We start from the raw sequence: 20639 nt of genomic DNA on the forward strand, positions 1-20639 counted from the left end.
AGGGTAATGGTGGTGATCAGGCGGTCACGGCCTGCTCCACCAGATGCCCGCTGTCGATGCGCACATGGCGTGGATGGAAGCGTTTGAGGCTGCTGCGGTGGCCGACACTGACGATGCTCAGCCCCGGCAATTGATCGATCAGCGCCTGATACAGCGTCGCTTCATCCTCTTCATCCATCGCCGACGTCGCTTCGTCCATATACAGCCATTGCGGTGTGTACAGCATGGCGCGGGCGAAGGCCAGACGTTGCTGTTCACCCGGTGACAGCATGCGCTGCCAGTGATTGGCTTCATCCAGACGAGCGACCAGATGCGGCAGACGGCAGATTTCCAGCACCTCGACGTAGCGCTCCGGCGCGTAGGTGTCGCCCGGTTGTGGATAACTCAACGCCTCGCGCAGGGTGCCGATCGGCAGATACGGTTTCTGCGGCAGGAACAGATAACGCGCCGCCGGCAAGCGGATGTTGCCGTGGCCCGCCGGCCACAAGTGCCCCATCGCCCGCAGCAAGGTCGATTTACCGCTGCCGGAGCGGCCGCTGAGCATCACCCGGTCACCCGGTTCGACAGTCATGTCGGCATTCGTCAGCAGGTGACGGCCATCGGCCAGATCCAGACCGAGGTTGTGCACTTTCAACTCACGGCCCTGATTCTGCACGTCGATGGCCGGGGTGCGCTGTTCGTTATCGGTCATGGCCTGCCGGAAACTCAGCAGACGATCACAGGTGGCGCGCCAGGACGCGAGGCTCTGGTAAGCGCTGATGAACCAGCTGAAGCTCTCCTGGACGTTGCCGAATGCCGAGCTGATCTGCATCAGTTCACCGAGCTCGATCTTGCCGGCGAGGTAACGCGGCGAGGCCACGATGAACGGGAAGATGATGGCCGCCTGGCTGTAACCGGCGGTGAAGAATGTCAGGCGCTTGGACACTTTCATGATGTCCCAGAAGTTGTGCCAGACATTGCCGAAACGGCCGCTCAAGCGACGATTTTCATTCGGTTCGCCGTTGTACAACGCAATGCTCTCAGCATTTTCGCGAATCCGCACCATGGAAAAACGCAGGTCGGCTTCAAAGCGTTGTTGTTGGTTGTTCAGGCCGATCAAGCGACGACCGATCAAGTGCGTCAGCCAGCTGCCCACCACGGCGTAGACCAGCACGCACCAGAACATGTAGCCGGGAATGGTGATGCCATAGACTTCGATGCTGCCCGACACGCCCCACAAAATGATCGAGAACGACACCAGGCTGACGATATTGCGCAGCAGGCCGATCCCCAGCTCAAGGGTATTGGAGGTGAAGTTGTTGAGGTCTTCGGAAATCCGCTGGTCCGGGTTGTCGGTGTAACCGCCCTGCTCCAGCTGGTAGTAATTCTTGTCGGCGAGCCAACGGGAGAAATGCTTTTCGGTGAGCCAGGCCCGCCAGCGAATCGTCAGCATCTGGGTCAGATAAAGCCTGTACACAGCACCGATAATCGCCACCGCCGCAATCGCACAGAAATACAGAATAAGCTGCCAGAACGCCGCTTCATCCTTCTTTTGCAACGCGTTGTAGAAGTCCTTGTACCAGGTGTTGAACCACACCGAGATGCCCACACTCAGCAGCGAGAGTGCGATCACCGCAATCAGCAACGTCCAGGCCTTGCCTTTCTCTTCGCTGCGCCAATAAGGCGTGATGATTCCCCACACCTTGCGAAAAAACTGCCCGCGCACAGCATCGTTGACCGCGGAATATTCAGCGTTCTGATTCATGGAAAAGGCTCGATAAAGAAAAGAACAGACACGCACCGATCATAGTTGATCGGCGCGCGTTATCGCGAGAGCTGGCGATGGCCGTTCAGCGCAGGTTCAGCGACGAACCGGACGCTTCTGCAGTTTGCGCTGCAGGGTGCGGCGGTGCATGCCCAGGGCGCGGGCAGTGGCGGAGATGTTGCCTTCGTGCTCGGTCAGCACACGCTGGATGTGCTCCCACTGCAGACGGTCAACCGACATCGGGTTTTCCGGCACCAGGCTGTCGAGGTCGGCGTGCTCGGAGAGCAGCGCGGCCAGTACGTCGTCGGCGTCGGCCGGTTTGCACAGGTAGTTGCAGGCGCCGCGCTTGATCGCTTCGACCGCGGTGGCAATGCTCGAATAACCGGTGAGGATCACCACGCGCATTTCCGGGTCCAGCTCCAGCAGCTTGGGCAGCAGCACCAGGCCGGAGTCGCCGTCCATTTTCAGGTCGAGCGCGGCGTAGTCCGGCAGGTCGGCCTGGGCGATGGTCAGGCCTTCCTCGGCGGAACCGGCGGTGCTGACGCGAAAGCCACGACGGGCCATGGCACGGGCCATCACTCGGGTGAAGGTCGCGTCGTCGTCGACCAGCAGCAAATGCGGCAGTTCTTCGCCTTCGACTTGGATTTCGTCACTCATGTTGGTCTCCTCGGGCGCCGTGGGGCAGACGCAGCTCGGTGAGCGTGCCGCCTTCCTCATGACTATAGAGTTTCACTGAGCCGCCGGCGCGTGTCACGCTGGCCTTGCTCAAAAACAGGCCCAGGCCGAAACCTTTGCCCTTGGTGGTAAAAAACGGTTTGCCGATCTGCTCGGCGATGGCCAGCGGCACACCGGCGCCGTGGTCACGAATACTGATGGTCACGGTTTCCGCGTCCCAGTCCAGGGTGACCTGGAGGTTTTCCGGGCAAGCGTCGGCGGCATTGTTCAGCAGGTTGAGCAGCGCCTGGGTCAGATCCGGCGGCGGCGCCATGCGCGGCACCGTGCCCTGGCCGAGACGCTGGAAACGGTAACTGGCCTCCGGACGCATCAGGTGCCAGCGGTTCAGCGCTTCGTCGAGCCATTGGGTGACGTCCTGCATCTCCACGGCCATACGGCGGTTGGCCTCGGCGGCGCGCACCAATTGCTGCAGGGTCTCTTTGCACAGTTTGACCTGATCCTGCAGCACCTTCAGATCGTCCTGCAACATCGCGTCGGGATGATCCTGCTGCATCTCCTTGAGCAACACGCTCATGGTCGCCAGCGGCGTGCCGAGTTCATGTGCGGCGCCCGCAGCCTGGGTGGCGACAGCCAGCAACTGCTGATCGCGCAGGCCTTCTTCGCGGCGAATCGCCCGCAACTCTTCCTGACGACGCAGCTCTTCAGCCATGCGCGCAGCGAAGAAGGTGATCACCGCAGCGGCCAGCGCGAAGCTCAGCCACATGCCGTAGATCTGCAGGTTCTCGCGAGCCACCGGCAGGGTTTCCAACGGATAGAAACGCGTGAGCATCACGGTGTACAGCGCCAGCGCGATACCCGACAGAATCACCGAATAACGCCACGGCAGCGTCACCGCCGCGATGGTCAGCGGCACCAGATAATAGGAAACGAACGGGTTGGTCGAACCGCCGGAGAAATACAGCAACGCACTGTGGATCACCAGATCGCAGGCCAGTTGCAGGGCGTATTCGAGTTCAGTCACCGGCCATGAAGTACGCAGGCGCACGGCGGTGAACACACACAGCAGAATCGAGCAGCCAAGGGTCATCGCCAGTTGCACCCACGGCAACGGCAGCAGTTGCAGCCAGTAGGCCAGGCCTACGGAGCCGGCCTGCGCGGCGAGCACCAGGGTGCGGATGAAAGTCAGCCGCCAGAGGTTCTGGCGAGTGGCGGAAGTCAGTTGTACGGGGGCGAGCATGAGCTCTCCTGATGAGCGCTCCAGGCGGATCGCACGGAGTATAACCAAGCCACGGCTTTGAGAGGCGAAAGTGCGGCAAATGACCACATGGCGTTGCCGAAAAATTGGTCTACCCCGCATGGCTGCCACAGATCAACTGTGGCGAGGGAGCTTGCTCCCACTCGGCTGCGAAGCAGTCGTAAATCCGGTATCTCCAGTATTCTGGCAGATCACGGTTGCCGGTTTTGGGACTGCTTCGCAGTCCAGCGGGAGCAAGCTCCCTCGCCACAAGAGCGCACTCGACTCAGGATCTGCGGTGATCCCGGCCATCTGTATAGAAGTTGTAACTGGGCGAACCGGATCATAAAAGCTAGAGTCTGATGGTTTCACGCAGGCCCCCCCGATCCAGCACCTGCGCCCTCATCAAGGAGCTTTCATGCACACATTTCGCCGCAGCGCCGCCCTTCTCGCCCTGACCGTCGGCAGCGTCGCCAGCCTTCCGGCGCTGGCCGCCGATGAGCTGCACTACAACCAGATCTCCCTGCGCGCCGAAGTCAGCCAGGAAGTGGCCCGCGACCTGATGATCGTGACGCTCTACACCGAAGAGCAAAACACCGACCCGGCCAAACTCGCCGCCGACGTCAGCACCACCATGAACAAGGCACTGGCCCAGGCCAAGCAAGTCAAAGACATCACCCTGCGCCAGGGCAGCCGCAACAGCTACCCGATCTACGACACCAAGGGCCAGAAAATCACCGGCTGGCGTGAACGCGCCGAACTGCGCCTGGAAAGCGCCGACTTCGCCGCCCTGTCCAAACTCACCGGCGAACTGCTGACCGACCTGAAAATGGGCGGCATGGACTTCGCCATCGCCGAGCCGACCCGCAAGGCCAGCGAAGACAAGTTGCTGAAAGAAGCCGTCAGCGCCTTCAAGGCCCGCGCGCAACTGGCCACCGATGCACTGGGCGGCAAGGGCTACAAAATCGTCAACCTGAACCTCAACAGCAACGGCTACCCACAACCGTACATGCGCGCCCCGATGATGATGAAAGCCGCCGGCATGGCGGATTCGGCACCGGTGACACCTGAAGTTGAAGCCGGCACCAGCCAGGTCAGCCTGACCGCCGATGGCTCGATTGAAGTGCTGATGCAGTGAGTTGATGTGGGCTGAATGAGAAGCCGGCGATCAGAGGATGATCGCCGGTTTTTTTGTGCCTGGATTTTGTGGTGAATGTTCCGCCGCCATCGCGAGCAGGCTCACTCCTACAATTTGGAATGCGTTCCCCTGTGGGAGCGAGCCTGCTCGCGAAGAACGATAACGCGGTCTCAGGCTTGCGGATCCACCCGATCCAGCGCCCGGTTCACCGCCAGTTCAGCCAGCATGATGATCTGCTGAATCGCCAGCGCCGTATTGCGCTGCGGGCGACTGAGCTGATCGGCGAAATCACTGGCCATGGTATTGGCCGAGGCTAGGGATTCACAGGCATGCGCCAGCAGACTTTCCGTATCGATGCCCGGATGGACGAGGAACATCGAACTGGGCGTACGCGGTTTTGCGGCTTCGGGGCTGAGGTAGAAATCGAGGGCGCGTTTGATCGCTTCGCGGTTTTTCGCGAGGTCTTCGGCGTGGAGGGCTTCGGAGAGTGGGGTTGTTTCTGGGGGTGGATCGGGGACAGGCTTGGACATGCATTTCACCTATGACGTTGGACCACCTCAAGCCGTTTCTCACACGACGAAGAGGTGGCAGCTATGTGCGGGGTGAGAAACCGGTCATAGGCACCCGGCCAGACAAAAGTCTGCCCGCACAGAGCCGCCATAACGTAATTGCATACAGCGTATTGGCCGGCGGCAATTATGCGGGTATGGGCACTGAATGACTATGAACTGCCGGGTTCTCACGCCCGATCGCTGAGTTTTCAGCGACAGTTCAAGGCTAGAGAGCTGACGTCCGAGGGACAACCTGAAAACCTTGTGGGAAGGTTCTGGTTATTTGAAACGACTTTAAACAGGCCAAGGTTATTGGGTGACTGGACGGGCCTCTTCGCGAGCAAGCCCGCTCCCACAGTGGATGGCGTGCAGGCAGTTAGAGATTGGTCGGCTGTCAGGCCGTCATCACTTAGCCAGTCGCCGCACCCGCTTTTCACCACTCACACGATGAGCGTTAGCTCGAGTACCGCTTTTGATCTGAGGGCCCGTCGGCAGGCTGAGTGGAGGGGTTTATCCGGGGGTGGGAGCGCAGCGACCGTTTGGCGCAGCCAAACACAGCGAGAGGAGGTGCAGCGAAGCAAACCGTAGGCGCTGCCCCCGGATGAATCCCGGAGCGAAGGAACCCGAGCCTAGGCGAGGGCCGAACGTCAGGGTAAAGCCCTTTGGTTACTTTGGGGCTTTTGCCAAAGTGACCCGCCGTCAGGGCGGAACCCTAAGCAGCCGTTACCGCAGCAACGGATATGTACTCGACGAAAGCCGCCACATATACCGAGATAGACATCTCAACAGAAAAAACGATATTTCCGAACACACCCAAATCCCCGCTAACCTGAAAAAACAACCACCTCCAAATCCCGGGGACTCCATGGAAAGATTCACCCTCAAGCCACTACTAATCACCCTCGCACTAACAGCCATAGCCCCCATAGCCAACGCAGCCACCACCCTGGTCTACTGCTCCGAAGCCAGCCCCGCAGGCTTCGACCCCAGCCAATACACCAGCGGCACCGACTTCGACGCCTCAGCCGAAACCGTCTTCAACCGCCTCACCCAATTCAAACGCGGCGGCACCGAAGTCGAACCCGGCCTGGCAACAAACTGGGACGTAAGCTCGGACGGCCTCCAGTACACCTTCCACCTGCGCCAAAACGTAAAATTCCACACCACCGACTACTTCAAACCCACCCGCGATTTCAACGCCGACGACGTGCTGTTCACCTTCCAGCGCCTGCTCGACCCGGACAACGCCTTTCGCAAGGCCTACCCCGCCGAGTCCCCGTACTTCACCGACATGGGCCTGAACACCACGATCAAATCGGTGGAAAAACTCGACGAGCAGACCGTGCGCTTCAACCTCAACAACGTCGACGCCGCGTTCGTGCAAAACCTCGCCATGAGCTTCGCCTCGGTGCAATCGGCCGAATACGCTGCCCAGCTATTAAAGGAAGGCAAAGCCGCCGACCTCAACCAGAAACCGGTGGGCACCGGCCCGTTCGTGTTCAAGCGCTACCAGAAAGACTCACAAATCCGCTACGCCGCGAACAAGGCCTACTGGAAACCCGAAGACGTAAAAATCGACAACCTGATCTTCTCGATCACCCCCGACGCAGCCGTACGCCTGCAAAAACTCAAGACCGGCGAATGCCAGGTCAGCGGCTATCCGCGCCCGGCGGACATCGAAGTGATGGAACAAGACCCGAACCTGCGCGTACTGAAGCAGGCCGGTTTCAACCTCGGCTTCCTCGCCTACAACACCACTCACCCGCCACTGGATCAGCTCAAGGTGCGACAGGCGCTGGACATGGCCATCGACAAACCGGCGATCATCAAAGCCGTCTACCAGAGTGCCGGCCAACTGGCGCAGAACGCCTTGCCGCCAGCGCAGTGGTCGTATGACCCGAACATCAAGGACGCGCCGTACGACCCGGTGAAAGCCAAGGCGCTACTCAAAGAAGCCGGGGTTGCACCGGGCACCACCATCAACCTGTGGGCGATGACCGTGCAGCGCGCCTCCAACCCGAACGCGCGGATGTCGGCGCAGATGATCCAGCAGGATTGGGAGAAGATCGGGATCAAGGCCAACATCGTCAGCTATGAATGGGGCGAGTACATCAAGCGCGCGAAAAATGGCGAACACGACGCCATGATCTATGGTTGGACAGGTGACAACGGTGACCCGGACAACTGGCTCGGCGTGCTCTACAGCTGCGCGGCGGTCAAGGGCAGTAACTACGCCAAGTGGTGCGATCCGGCCTACGACAAACTGGTGCAGCAGGCCAAGGTGACCACCGACAAGGCGCAACGGGTAAAACTGTATCAACAGGCGCAACTGATCCTTAAACAGCAGGTGCCGATCACCCCGATTGCCAACTCGACCGTGTTCCAGCCGCTGCGCAAAGAAGTGACCGGCTTCAAGATCAGCCCGTTCGGCCTGACGCCCTTCTACGGCGTGGGTATAAATAAGTAACACCGAGCCCCAGAGCGGCGCACACAACGTGACCAGCGCACCGTTTTGGGGCTTCGTTTGCACCGTAAAAAACGGCCGCAAACGGTCAAATGCGTCAACTCTTATACAAATGCGACATTAAGGTACGTTCGTGCCACGCTTTGAGGCCGGCAGTCGCTCTGGATCTTGCATTGGGTATGGCCCCTGCATAAGTATCCGCAGGCACGACTCACGAGGTCGTACCTCAATATTAAAAAATGACAACAAATCATGAGGCCAACATGCTTAAACACGCGGTCATTCCGTTTTTAGTCGGCGCAGGCTTGTTAGCCTCCGCACCATTCGCATCCGCTGCGACTAACCTGGTGTTCTGCTCCGAAGGGAGCCCGGCCGGTTTCGACCCGGGCCAGTACACCACCGGAACCGACTTCGACGCCTCAGCAGAAACCATGTTCAACCGTCTGAGCCAGTTCGAGCGCGGCGGTACCGCTGTTGTTCCTGGCCTGGCCACCAGTTGGGACATTTCCCCGGACGGCCTGAACTACACCTTCCACCTGCGTGAAGGCGTCAAGTTCCACACCACCCCGTATTTCAAGCCGACTCGTGAGTTCAACGCCGACGACGTGCTGTTCACCTTCAATCGCATGATTAACAAGGATGATCCGTTCCGTAAGGCGTACCCGACCGAATTCCCGTACTTCACCGACATGGGGATGGATACCAACATCACCAAGATCGATAAAGTCGACGACCACACCGTCAAGTTCACCCTGAAAGAAGTCGACGCCGCGTTCATCCAGAACATGGCCATGAGCTTCGCCTCGATCCAGTCCGCCGAGTACGCTGCCCAGCTGCTCAAGGAAGGCAAGGCTGCCGACATCAACCAGAAGCCGATCGGCACCGGCCCGTTCGTGTTCAAGAGTTACCAGAAAGACTCCAACATCCGCTACACCGGGAACAAGGACTACTGGAAGCCTGAAGACGTGAAGATCGACAACCTGATCTTCGCCATCACCACCGACCCGTCGGTACGTATTCAGAAGCTGAAAAAGAACGAGTGCCAGGTCACCCTGTTCCCGCGTCCGGCGGATCTCGCGGCGCTCAAGGCCGACAAGACCCTGAAGATGCCTGACCAGGCCGGTTTCAACCTGGGCTACATCGCCTACAACGTGATGGACAAGGTCAAGGGCAGCAACGAGCCTAACCCGCTGGCTGACCTGCGTGTGCGTCAGGCGCTGGACATGGCGGTGAACAAGCCGCAGATCATCGATTCGGTTTACCAGGGCGCCGGCCAACTGGCCGTCAATGCCATGCCGCCGACCCAGTGGTCCTACGACACCACCATCAAGGACGCCAAGTACGATCCTGAAAAAGCCAAGCAACTGCTCAAGGAAGCTGGCGTCAAGGAAGGTACCGAGATCGTTCTGTGGGCGATGCCGGTTCAGCGTCCGTACAACCCGAACGCCAAGCTGATGGCTGAAATGCTCCAGTCCGACTGGAAGAAGATCGGCCTGAACGTGAAGATCACCAGCTACGAGTGGGGCGAGTACATCAAGCGTTCCAAAGGTGGCGAGAACCAGGCCATGCTGATTGGCTGGAGCGGTGACAATGGTGATCCGGACAACTGGCTGAACGTGCTGTTCGGCTGCGACTCGCTCAACGGCAACAACTTCTCCAAGTGGTGCGACAAGAAGTACGACGGTCTCGTCAAGGATGCCAAACGCACCACCGACCAGGCCAAGCGCACCGAACTGTACAAACAGGCGCAACACGTCCTTAAAGATGCTGTTCCATACACACCTATCGCTCACTCGACGGTGTTCCAACCCATGCGCGCCAACGTGCAGGATTTCAAGATCAGCCCATTCGGCTTGAATTCCTTCTACGGCGTCAGCGTCAGCAATTAAGCCATTGCAACGGCGGCGTTCATGACGTCGCCGTTGCTTTCGCTGCCGGGAAGTCAGGAATTTGCCTACAGCCAATTCCGCTGCGGATGACTGCAGCGGCAGAGGACGCGTCGACTTTTCCTACGAGTTTTCAGGCAATTACGCATTTACTGCCAGACCCACGGCCCCTACCGTCGGGCTCTGACCAGTTTCTGTGTGGGCCACCGGCTTGCTGTACATACTGGATTGAGCTCAATGCAACCTCAACTTCCCTGGACGGGATCGCGGTGCATTGAACAACACTAAAAAAAGAGGGAGCGTCATGCGCCATACCTTGGTTTTTTCCGCATTGCTGGGCGCCGGCCTGTTGGCCGTCACGTCGGCCAGTTACGCCGCCAGCGACAGTCTGGTGTTCTGCTCCGAAGGCAGCCCGGCGGGTTTCGATACCGCGCAATACACGACGGCAACCGATAACGACGCCGCCGAGCCGCTGTACAACCGTCTGGTCGAGTTCGAAAAAGGCGCGACCAACGTCGTACCGGGTCTGGCAACCAAGTGGGATATTTCCGAGGATGGTCTCAAGTACACCTTTCACCTGCGTGAAGGTGTGAAGTTTCATACAACGCCGTACTTCAAACCGACGCGCGATTTCAACGCCGACGACGTGCTGTTCACGTTTAACCGCATGCTCGATCCCGCGCAGCCATTCCGTAAGGCTTATCCGACCGAGTTCCCGTACTTCAACGGGATGAGCCTGAACAAGAACATCGCCAAGGTCGAAAAGGCCGGGCCGCTGACCGTGGAGTTCACGCTCAACAGCGTCGACGCCGCGTTCATCCAGAACATCGCCATGAGCTTCGCTGCCATCCTGTCCGCCGAATACGCCGACAAGCTGCTGGCCGAAGGCAAGCCGAGCGACATCAACCAGAAGCCGGTCGGCACCGGGCCGTTCGTGTTCAAGAGCTATCAGAAAGACTCGAACATCCGTTACACCGGCAACGAGCATTACTGGGACCCGAGCCGGGTCAAGCTGAAGAACCTGATTTTCGCGATCAACACCGACGCCTCGGTACGCGTGCAGAAACTCAAGGCCGGCGAATGCCAGATCACCCTGCATCCGCGCCCGGCTGATGTTGAAGCGCTGAAGAACGATCCAAAACTGCAGCTGATTTCCAAGCCCGGTTTCAACCTCGGCTACATCGCCTACAACGTCCGTCACAAACCGTTCGACCAGCTCGAAGTGCGGCAGGCGCTGGACATGGCGGTGAATAAACAAGGGATTCTCAACGCCGTTTATCAAGGCGCCGGACAGCTGGCGGTCAACGCCATGCCGCCGACCCAGTGGTCCTACGACGACAGCATCAAGGACGCCGCCTACAACCCGGAAAAAGCCCGCGAGTTGCTCAAGGCTGCCGGCGTCAAGGAAGGCACCGAGATCACCCTGTGGGCGATGCCGGTACAGCGTCCGTACAACCCGAATGCCAAATTGATGGCCGAAATGCTCCAGGCTGACTGGGCCAAGATCGGTCTGAAAGTGAAGATCGTCAGCTACGAATGGGGCGAGTACATCAAGCGCACCAAGAATGGCGAGCACGACATCAGCCTGATCGGCTGGACCGGCGACAACGGTGACCCGGACAACTGGCTGGGCACCCTGTACAGCTGCGACGCGATTGGCGGCAACAACTACTCCATGTGGTGCGACCCGGCTTACGACAAGCTGATCAAAGAGGCCAAGGTCGTCACCGACCGCGACCAGCGCACCGTGCTCTACAAACAGGCGCAGCAGTTGCTCAAGCAGCAAGTGCCGATCACGCCTGTCGCCCACTCGACGGTCAACCAGCCGTTAAGCGCCAGGGTTGAAGGCTTCAAGGTCAGCCCCTTCGGTCGCAATGTGTTCTCGGGCGTCAGTATCGATTAACCCAACCGATTAGCCGCAACGCTGAGGGGGCTGTCTATCCCCCTCACGCAAGCGCTTTGCCGAAATTCGCCAATCAGGCCTTTTGCAAACGTTTGCGATGTGTGAATGAGTTCTAAACCAATAACCGGCCAACCCAAAAAAGCCGGCATAAAAAGAAAGTAAAGGAGCTTCACCCATGAAACTGAGCAGCACTGCGATACTGGCTTTGGCCATCAGCAGCATCACCGCTACGGCGTATGCGGAACCTGTTAGTCAGGAATTCGTACCGACCACTCTGGCCGGCAGCAGCGCCCAAAGCGAGGCCAAAGGCTTTGTCGATGGACAAAGTCTGGGCGGCACCACGCGTAACTGGTATGCCAACGAACTGAAGCGTCGCGATGACACCTTCAGCTACGTGAAAAACAGTGACAAGAACACTTCGCCCGTGGTCAAAACACCGACCGCACGTCGTATCAACTGGGTTCAAGGCACAATCGTCAACTACACCTCGGGCTTCACCCAAGGCACCGTTGGCGTCAGCACCGAAGTCGCGGCCTACAACGCCATCGCTCTCGACCGTGACCGCAAGGACATCGCCGGCGGTTCCAACCGTACCCTGGCGCACTCCGACGGTGACGCTGTCGACCAGTGGAGCAAACTGGGTCTGGCCAACGTCAAGTTCCGTGTTTCCAACACTACGCTGACCGCAGGCCGCCAGAATTTCAGCACCCCGATCGTCGACGTCATCGGCAACCGTCCGCTGCCTTCGAGCTTCGAAGGTATCAGCCTGCACAGCGAAGAATTCAACAACCTGTCGTTCGACCTGGCCGGTTTCGACCGCGTCTCGCCTCGTACCGAGCAAAGCCTGTCGAAGTTCCGCAGCGAATACGGTGCCAACGGCGCGGAAACCGACAAGGTCTACACCGCCGGCGTCAACTATCAGCCGCTCAAAAGCCTGAAAACCAGCCTCTACGTGGCCAACGTCGAAGACTTCTGGAACCAGTACTACTTCGGCGGCACCCATGAACTGGGTGACAGCCAGGTGCTGAGCCTGACCACCGGTCTGAACTACTACAAGACCGTAGATGAAGGCAAAAAACTGATGGGCAAAATCGACAACGACACCTACTCGCTGTCGTTCGGCCTGACCCACCAGGCGCACAGCCTGACCTTCTCGTACCAGCAAGTGAACGGTGACGAGTACTTCGACTACCTGCACGAAACCAACGGCATCTACCTGGCCAACTCCCTGCTGTCGGACTTCAACGGCCCGAACGAGAAATCCTTCCAGATCGCCTATGGCATCAACATGGCCGAATACGGCGTCCCAGGCCTGAAGTTCAACATCTACCAGGCTCGCGGCTGGGGCATCGACGGTACTCACTACACCGGCACCGCCTACACCGATCCGGGCGCCAAGCGCGGCGACCTGAGCCTGATGGACGGCGAAAGCCACTACGAATACGGCATCGGCGCCTCTTACGCCGTGCAGAGTGGCCCTCTGAAGGCCACCGCGATTCGCGCGACTTACACCACTCACCGCGCGAGCGAGCACCAGGCTGACGGCAACATCAACGAGTTCCGTCTCGTGACCACGATTCCATTCAACATCCTGTAAAAACCACCGACCGACGGCTGACTCATGACGAGTCGGCCGTTCGGTTTTTTGTCTTCAACCGATTGCAGAGGGTTATCGATGAAAATGCTTCCCCTACGTGCGGCCGTCGCTGCCGCGTTGTTGAGCGCCGCCATCGGCGTCTCGGCCAAACCCTTGGTGGTCTGCACCGAAGCCAGCCCGGAAGGCTTCGATATGGTCCAGTACACAACTGCAGTCACTGCCGATGCGGTGGCCGAAACGATCTTCAACCGTCTGGCCGACTTCAAGCCCGGCACCACCGAAGTGATCCCGGCGCTCGCCGAGTCCTGGGACATCAGTGACGACGGCCTGACCTACACGTTCCACCTGCGCAAAGGCGTCAAGTTTCACACCACCGAATATTTCAAGCCGACCCGCGACATGAACGCCGACGACGTGGTCTGGAGCTTCCAGCGCCAGCTGGACCCGAATCACCCGTGGCACAAACTGTCGAGCGTGGGCTTCCCGTACTTTGAAAGCATGGGCTTCAAGGAACTGCTCAAAAGCGTAGAGAAAATCGACGACAACACGGTCAAGTTCACCCTGACCCGCCGCGAAGCGCCGTTCCTGGCCGACATCGCCATGGCGTTCTCCTCGATCTACCCGGCCGAATACGCCGACCAGTTGCTCAAGTCTGGCAAAACTGCCGACCTGAACAGCAAGCCGATCGGTACCGGACCGTTCATCTTCCAGCGCTACGCCAAGGACGCCCAGGTACGCTTCAAGGCCAACCCGGACTACTTCCGTGGCAAGGCCCCGGCCGACGCGCTGATTCTGGCGATCGCCACCGACAACAACGTGCGTCTGCAGAAACTCAAGGCCAACGAGTGCCAGATCGCGCTGTATCCGAAGCCGGATGACATCCCGAGCATCAAGAAAGACAGCAACCTGAAGGTCGACGAGATGGACGCGATGACCGTCTCGTACATCGCCATGAACACCCAGCACAAATACATCAGCGACGTGCGAGTGCGCAAAGCGATCGACATCGCCTTCGACAAGGAAGCCTACGTCAACGCGCTCTTCGGCAAAGGCAACGCCTCGGTCGCGGTCAACCCGTACCCGCCGACGCTGCTGGGCTACAACCACGACCTGAAGAACCCGCCACGTGACCTCGACAAGGCGCGCGCCCTGCTCAAGGAAGCCGGGGTTCCGGAAGGCACCGTGTTTACCCTGTTTACCCGTAACGGTGGTGGCCCGACCAACCCGAACCCGATGCTCGGCGCGCAGATGATGCAGGCTGACCTGGCGAAAGTCGGGATCAAGATCGACATCCGCGTCATGGAGTGGGGCGAAATGCTCAAACGCGCCAAGGCCGGCGAGCACGACATGGTGTCGGCCGGATGGGCGGGCGACAACGGCGACCCGGATAACTTCCTGACGCCTATGCTCAGTTGCGAAGCGGCCAAGAACGGCGAAAACTACGCTCGCTGGTGCAACGAGAAATTCCAGGCACTGCTCGACGAAGCACGGGCTAAAGTAGATCCGGCCGAACGCGCCAAACTCTACGAGCAGGCCCAGGTGCTGTTTAATCAGGACCAACCGTGGATCAGCATGGCCCACACCCGTATGTTTACCGCAATGCGCAACAACGTAGAGGGTTATCACATCAGCCCTCTCACCACTAATAACTTCGCCACCACCCAGGTGAAGTAGATAAGAAACTCCCGGCCTCCCTGACCCCAGGGTCGCCGGGCACGCCTAACCGGCTGATGAGGTACCACACAAGATGTTTAGTTTTATTGCCCGCCGACTGGGGTTGTTGATCCCCACGTTTTTCGGCATCACCCTGCTGACTTTCGCGTTGATTCGCATGATTCCTGGCGACCCCGTGGAAGTGATGATGGGCGAACGTCGGGTCGACCCCGAAATGCACGCTCAGGCAATGGAACGCCTAGGTCTGAACAAACCGCTGTATGCCCAGTATCTGGACTACATCGGCAAACTGGCCCACGGCGATCTCGGCGAATCCCTGCGTACGCGTGAAAGCGTATGGACCGAGTTCACCTCTCTCTTCCCGGCGACCCTGGAACTGTCCATGGCCGCCCTGCTGTTCGCCGGCATCCTGGGCCTGCTGGCCGGGGTGATTGCGGCCCTCAAGCGAGGATCCCTGTTCGACCACGGGGTGATGGGCATCTCCCTGGCGGGGTATTCGATGCCGATCTTCTGGTGGGGCCTGATCCTGATCATGTTTTTCTCGGTGAGCCTGGGCTGGACCCCGGTCTCCGGACGGATCGACCTGCTCTACGACATCGAGCCGCGCACCGGTTTCATGCTGATCGACACGCTGCTGGCCGATGACATGGGCGCGTTCCTCGATGCCCTGCATCACCTGATCCTGCCGGCCATCGTGCTCGGCACCATTCCGCTGGCGGTGATCGCGCGGATGACCCGTTCGTCGATGCTGGAAGTGCTGCGCGAAGACTACATCCGTACCGCCCGGGCCAAAGGCCTGTCGCCGGCGCGCGTGGTGTTCGTGCACGGCCTGCGCAACGCGCTGATTCCGGTGCTGACCGTGGTCGGTCTGCAAGTCGGCACCCTGCTGGCCGGTGCAGTCCTGACCGAAACCATCTTCTCCTGGCCCGGCATCGGTAAATGGCTGATCGAAGCCATCGGCGCCCGGGACTACCCGGTTGTGCAAAACGGCATCCTGTTAATCGCCTGCCTGGTGATTCTGGTCAACTTCGTAGTGGACATCCTCTACGGCTTTGCCAACCCACGCATCCGTCATCAGCGCTGAGGTCCATACCATGAGCACTCCAACATCCTCAGTAGCCAATGCCGCCCCAAGCGCGGATCAAAGCCTGCTGTACCCGTCGCCGTACAAAGAATTCTGGCAAGCCTTCTCCAAGAACAAGGGCGCGGTTGCCGGCCTGCTGTTCATGCTGCTGGTGATTTTCTGCGCGATCTTCGCGCCGTGGGTCGCGCCGCATAACCCGAGCGAGCAATACCGTGACTTCCTGCTGACGCCACCGGCCTGGCTTGAAGGCGGGCAGATGCAGTTCCTGCTCGGTACCGATGAACTGGGGCGTGACCTGCTGTCGCGCCTGATCCAGGGTTCGCGCCTGTCGCTGCTGATCGGTCTGTCGTCGGTGGTGATGTCGCTGATCCCGGGAATCCTGCTGGGTCTGTTCGCCGGTTTCTTCCCGAAAATGATCGGCCCGACCATCATGCGTCTGATGGACATCATGCTGGCCCTGCCGTCGCTGCTGCTGGCTGTGGCGATCGTCGCCATCCTCGGCCCTGGCCTGATCAACACCGTGATCGCTATCGCTGTGGTGTCCTTGCCGTCCTACGTGCGTCTGACCCGTGCTGCGGTGATGGGCGAACTGAACCGCGACTACGTGACCGCCGCGCGCCTGGCCGGTGCCGGTCTGCCACGCCTGATGTTCATCACCGTGCTGCCCAACTGCATGGCGCCACTGATCGTGCAGGCGACCCTGAGTTTCTCTTCTGCGATTCTCGATGCTGCGGCACTGGGCTTCCTTGGCCTTGGCGTACAACCGCCAACCCCCGAATGGGGCACCATGCTGGCCTCGGCCCGCGACTACATCGAACGCGCCTGGTGGGTCGTCAGTCTGCCTGGTTTGACCATTTTGCTCAGCGTGCTGGCAATCAACTTGATGGGCGACGGCCTGCGCGATGCGCTGGACCCGAAACTCAAGAACGCCGCCTGAGGAGATTCCCATGTCACTGCTAGAAATCAAGAATCTCAACGTTCGCTTCGGCGACAAGAACGCCGTTCCAGTAGTCGACGGCCTCGACCTGAAAGTCGACAAGGGCGAAGTCCTGGCGATCGTTGGCGAATCGGGTTCGGGTAAATCCGTGACCATGATGGCGCTGATGGGCCTGATCGAGCACCCCGGGATCGTCACTGCCGATGCCCTGAGCTTTGACGGCAAAGACATGCTCAAGCTGAGCAATCGTCAGCGTCGGCAAATCGTCGGCAAAGACCTGGCGATGGTGTTCCAGGACCCGATGACCGCGCTCAACCCGAGCTACACCGTCGGTTTCCAGATCGAAGAAGTGCTGCGCCTGCACCTGAAAATGTCCGGCAAGCAAGCGCGCAAACGTGCCATCGAACTGCTGGAAAAAGTTGAAATCCCGGGCGCCGCCAGCCGTATGGACGCCTACCCGCACCAACTGTCCGGCGGTATGAGCCAGCGTGTCGCGATTGCCATGGCGATTGCCGGCGAGCCAAAACTGCTGATCGCCGACGAGCCGACCACCGCACTCGACGTGACGATTCAGGCACAGATCATGGATCTGCTGCTGGCGTTGCAGAAAGAACAGAACATGGGCCTGGTGCTGATCACCCACGACCTCGCGGTCGTGGCTGAAACCGCCCAGCGCGTGTGCGTGATGTACGCCGGCCAAGCGGTTGAAGTCGGTCAGGTGCCGCAACTGTTCGACATCCCGGCGCACCCGTACAGCGAAGCGCTGCTCAAAGCGATTCCCGAACACAGCCTCGGCGCCTCACGCCTGTCGACCCTGCCGGGTATCGTTCCGGGCCGCTACGACCGTCCGCAGGGTTGCCTGCTGTCGCCGCGCTGCCCGTACGTGCAGGACAGCTGCCGCGCGCAGCGTCCGGCCCTTGATCCGAAAAGCAACAGCCTCGCGCGCTGCTTCTTCCCGCTGAACCAGGAGGTGGCGTAATGGCCGTCGTACTTACCGCCCGCGACCTGACCCGTCACTACGAAGTCTCCCGTGGCCTGTTCAAGGGCCACGCGACCGTGCGCGCCCTCAACGGTGTGTCGTTCGAACTGGAAGCCGGCAAGACCCTCGCCGTGGTGGGCGAATCGGGCTGCGGCAAATCAACCCTGGCCCGTGCCCTGACCCTGATCGAAGAGCCGTCGTCCGGCTCGCTGAAAATCGCCGGCCAGGAAGTCGCCGGCGCCGACAAGGCCCAGCGCAAGCAACTGCGCAAAGACGTGCAGATGGTGTTCCAGAGCCCGTACGCGTCGTTGAACCCACGGCAGAAAATCGGTGATCAACTGGCCGAGCCGCTGCTGATCAACACCAACCTGTCGGCCACCGAACGTCGCGAGAAAGTCCAGGCGATGATGAAGCAGGTCGGCTTGCGTCCAGAGCACTACCAGCGTTATCCGCACATGTTCTCCGGCGGTCAGCGCCAGCGGATCGCCCTCGCACGGGCGATGATGCTGCAACCGAAAGTGCTGGTGGCGGATGAACCGACCTCGGCGCTGGACGTGTCGATTCAGGCGCAGGTGCTGAACCTGTTCATGGATCTGCAGCAGGAATTCAACACCGCCTACGTGTTCATCTCGCACAACCTGGCAGTGGTGCGTCACGTCGCTGATTCGGTGCTGGTGATGTACCTCGGCCGGCCGGTGGAAATGGGCCCGAAAGAGGACATCTACACCCGTCCTCTGCACCCGTACACCCAAGCCTTGTTGTCGGCGACGCCAACGATCCACCCGGATCCGGACAAGCCGAAAATCAAGATCGTCGGCGAACTGCCCAACCCGCTGAACCCGCCACCGGGCTGCGCGTTCCACAAGCGCTGCCCGTACGCGACCGAACGTTGCAGCAGCGAAGAGCCGGCCTTGCGCCAGCTCGACAATCGGCAGGTGGCTTGCCACTACGCCGAGCAGTTCCTCGACGGCGCCGCGTAAGCAAAACCGAAGACCGACACAAAACCTGTAGGAGCTGTCGAGTGAAACGAGGCTGCGATCTGTTGATTTTCAGCATCAAGATCAAAAGATCGCAGCGTGCCGCAGCTCCTACAGGGATCGTGTTTATCCGGAGATAACGTGTTAACCAAACCCCTTCTCCTCCGATTGCGCATCAGTCGGGGAAGAAGGGGTTTTCTTTTGCCGGCGATTTACGACTGGCTGTCGCCGTCATCATCGTCAGTGTCCGGCTCGTCAGTGGTCGAGTCGTCATCGTCCTTGCTGCCGCCCTGGTCCTGATCACCCGGTTCGGATTCCGACTTGGCCAGCATGACCACACCGGCTTGTCCGTGGGCTGCATTAAAACCTTGTTGTGGCGTGGCGGAACTCGCCCACGCTGCCGTGGTGCCAAGCGTCAACATCACCAAAACCTTAAGCAACAGCACAACGCGTTGAAAAATGCTCATAGCCATTTCCATCCTTTCGTGGTTGAAGCCTGGGGTGCCAATCCGGCGCTGAATGAAATCTAGTTCCGATCAGTCCGGTTCACCAGATAGGACGCTAACGAGACCTCGGAAATGCCCCGGTTTGGCAGATCACTTCTGAATAACCTCTATAACCGAATCAGCTAAGCGAGGTGGCATGCCTGGTGGCGACCAGCGCCTTGGCCTGGGTCAATGAGCGTGTTGCAAGGCAGATCAACGGCAGGGTCAGAAGCGCCAGCGTCGCGCTCGAAAGCCATACCCTGTGGCCGCCGAAGCGACCATACAACTGCCCACTGAATACCGGGGACAGCAATGCACTGGCGCTCCAGCTCATGAAAAACAGACCAAAATACTGGCCGTTTTTGCCACCCTGCGCGTGCCGCATGACCAGCACATTCATCGGCGGCATGAAAAAAGCTTCACCCAATGTCCAGATCACCGTCGACAGAAACACCAACGGTCAGCACGCCGCTTGTCGCGCTCAAGAACATCGAGATCTCAAAATACGGAGTCGCCCTACAATCCCTGCAGGAGCTGCCGTAGGCTGCGATCTTTTGACTTCGCTTTTTTGAGTCCAAAAGATCGCAGCCTTCGGGCGCTCAGTTCGATTAGAAAATAGTCGGTTGTAAAACCGCCTTCGCGAGCAAGCCCGCTCCCACAGTGGGATTGGGTGTGGTCTGTTGGAGATTGGTCGGCTGTCAGGCCGCCATCGCCAGCAGGCTAGCTCCTACAGTGGGATTGGGTGCAGGCAGTTGGAGAATGGTCGGCTGTGAAACCGCCTTCGCGAGCAAGCCCGCTCCCACAGTGGGATTGGGTGTGGTCTGTTGGAGATTGGTCGGCTCGGAGGCCGCCATCGCCAGCAGGCTGGCTCCTACAGTGGGATTGAGTGCAGGCAGTTGGAGATTGGTCGGCTGTCAGGTCGCCATCGCTGGCAAGCCAGCTCCCACATTGGGATGGGTGTGGTCTGTTGGAGATTGGTCGGCTGTCAGGCCGCCATCGCCAGCAGGCTGGCTCCTACAGTGGGATTGGGTGCAGGCAGTTGGAGAATGGTCGGTTGTGAAACCGCCTTCGCGAGCAAGCCCGCTCCCACAGTGAGATTGGGTGTGGTCTGTTGGAGATTGGTCGGCTCGGAGGCCGCCATCGCTGGCAAGCCAGCTCCCACATTGGGATGGGTGTGGTCTTTTGGAGATTGGTCGGCTGTCAGGCCGCCATCGCCAGCAGGCTGGCTCCTACAGGAAAGCAAAAGCCTAGCGCATGCTCTTCACCACTCAAATGGCCGAGTGTCAGCTCGCCGAAAGCTCTTGATCTTGA

General features: G+C 59.7%; 15 protein-coding genes and 1 pseudogene. 10 read left to right on the forward strand and 6 right to left on the reverse strand.

Annotated elements, in window-relative coordinates:
- Positions 1-16: 16 nt before the first annotated feature.
- The 3 genes from M0814_RS17840 to M0814_RS17850 all read right to left on the reverse strand — a co-directional run bounded on the left by M0814_RS17840 (position 17) and on the right by M0814_RS17850 (position 3656).
- On the reverse strand, positions 17-1744 hold the full coding sequence (locus M0814_RS17840) for an ABC transporter ATP-binding protein/permease (protein WP_103485925.1): 1728 nt from the start codon (positions 1742-1744) through the stop codon (positions 17-19).
- A 96-nt stretch (positions 1745-1840) separates the two neighbouring features.
- The gene (locus M0814_RS17845; RefSeq protein WP_003221630.1) at positions 1841-2401 is read right to left on the reverse strand and encodes a response regulator transcription factor; all 561 of its coding nucleotides are present in this window, start codon (positions 2399-2401) and stop codon (positions 1841-1843) included.
- Positions 2394-3656: an ATP-binding protein gene (locus M0814_RS17850; protein ID WP_027610820.1), complete on the reverse strand. Its 1263-nt coding sequence runs from the start codon at positions 3654-3656 to the stop codon at positions 2394-2396. The genes M0814_RS17845 and M0814_RS17850 overlap by 8 nt, the downstream gene beginning before the upstream one ends.
- A gap of 415 nt (positions 3657-4071) precedes the next feature.
- Here M0814_RS17850 and M0814_RS17855 point away from each other — a divergent pair, with 415 nt between their 5' ends.
- A complete protein-coding gene (locus M0814_RS17855) occupies positions 4072-4791 on the forward strand; it encodes an SIMPL domain-containing protein (protein ID WP_003221624.1) in 720 nt (239 codons plus the stop codon).
- A 170-nt stretch (positions 4792-4961) separates the two neighbouring features.
- On the opposite strand, the gene M0814_RS17860 is transcribed toward M0814_RS17855, so the two are convergent.
- Positions 4962-5321 carry a DUF6124 family protein gene (locus M0814_RS17860; protein WP_103485924.1) on the reverse strand — a complete coding sequence of 120 codons (360 nt, stop codon included), beginning with the start codon at positions 5319-5321 and terminating at the stop codon, positions 4962-4964.
- Positions 5322-6207: 886 nt separating this feature from the next.
- On the opposite strand from M0814_RS17860, the gene M0814_RS17865 reads away from it, so the two are divergent.
- From M0814_RS17865 to M0814_RS17905, 9 genes are all read left to right on the forward strand, one after another.
- Positions 6208-7809 (forward strand): ABC transporter substrate-binding protein, encoded by a 1602-nt coding sequence (locus M0814_RS17865; RefSeq protein WP_103485771.1) that lies wholly within the window; start codon positions 6208-6210, stop codon positions 7807-7809.
- A 260-nt stretch (positions 7810-8069) separates the two neighbouring features.
- Positions 8070-9695: an ABC transporter substrate-binding protein gene (locus M0814_RS17870; protein WP_103485770.1), complete on the forward strand. Its 1626-nt coding sequence runs from the start codon at positions 8070-8072 to the stop codon at positions 9693-9695.
- 301 nt (positions 9696-9996) lie between these two features.
- Positions 9997-11595, forward strand: a complete 1599-nt coding sequence (locus M0814_RS17875) for an ABC transporter substrate-binding protein (RefSeq protein WP_103485769.1) — start codon at positions 9997-9999, stop codon at positions 11593-11595.
- Between the two features lie 175 nt (positions 11596-11770).
- Positions 11771-13192: an OprD family porin gene (locus tag M0814_RS17880; protein WP_103485768.1), complete on the forward strand. Its 1422-nt coding sequence runs from the start codon at positions 11771-11773 to the stop codon at positions 13190-13192.
- 78 nt (positions 13193-13270) lie between these two features.
- On the forward strand, positions 13271-14866 hold the full coding sequence (locus M0814_RS17885) for an ABC transporter substrate-binding protein (protein ID WP_103485767.1): 1596 nt from the start codon (positions 13271-13273) through the stop codon (positions 14864-14866).
- A 73-nt stretch (positions 14867-14939) separates the two neighbouring features.
- Entirely contained in the window at positions 14940-15950 is a 1011-nt protein-coding gene (locus M0814_RS17890) for an ABC transporter permease subunit (protein ID WP_003221609.1), read from the forward strand.
- Positions 15951-15960: 10 nt separating this feature from the next.
- Complete coding sequence (locus M0814_RS17895; protein WP_064585947.1) at positions 15961-16887, forward strand: ABC transporter permease subunit; 927 nt, start codon at positions 15961-15963, stop codon at positions 16885-16887.
- A 10-nt stretch (positions 16888-16897) separates the two neighbouring features.
- Positions 16898-17866, forward strand: coding sequence for an ABC transporter ATP-binding protein (locus M0814_RS17900; protein ID WP_103485766.1), 969 nt, complete (start codon positions 16898-16900; stop codon positions 17864-17866).
- Complete coding sequence (locus M0814_RS17905) at positions 17866-18846, forward strand: peptide ABC transporter ATP-binding protein (RefSeq protein WP_103485765.1); 981 nt, start codon at positions 17866-17868, stop codon at positions 18844-18846. Before M0814_RS17900 ends, M0814_RS17905 begins: the two co-directional genes overlap by 1 nt.
- A 209-nt stretch (positions 18847-19055) precedes the next feature.
- Here the strand turns inward: M0814_RS17905 and M0814_RS17910 are convergent, their stop codons facing one another.
- Together M0814_RS17910 and M0814_RS17915 are read right to left on the reverse strand one after the other, a co-directional pair.
- Positions 19056-19310, reverse strand: coding sequence for a hypothetical protein (locus M0814_RS17910; RefSeq protein WP_045122291.1), 255 nt, complete (start codon positions 19308-19310; stop codon positions 19056-19058).
- Positions 19311-19467: 157 nt separating this feature from the next.
- Positions 19468-19776 (reverse strand): annotated as a pseudogene (locus M0814_RS17915) (MFS transporter); the annotation flags it as partial.
- Positions 19777-20639: the final 863 nt, after the last annotated feature.

Origin of the sequence: Pseudomonas sp. MWU12-2020 (assembly GCF_023100605.1) — a bacterium.
Classification (GTDB): domain Bacteria; phylum Pseudomonadota; class Gammaproteobacteria; order Pseudomonadales; family Pseudomonadaceae; genus Aquipseudomonas; species Aquipseudomonas fluorescens_H.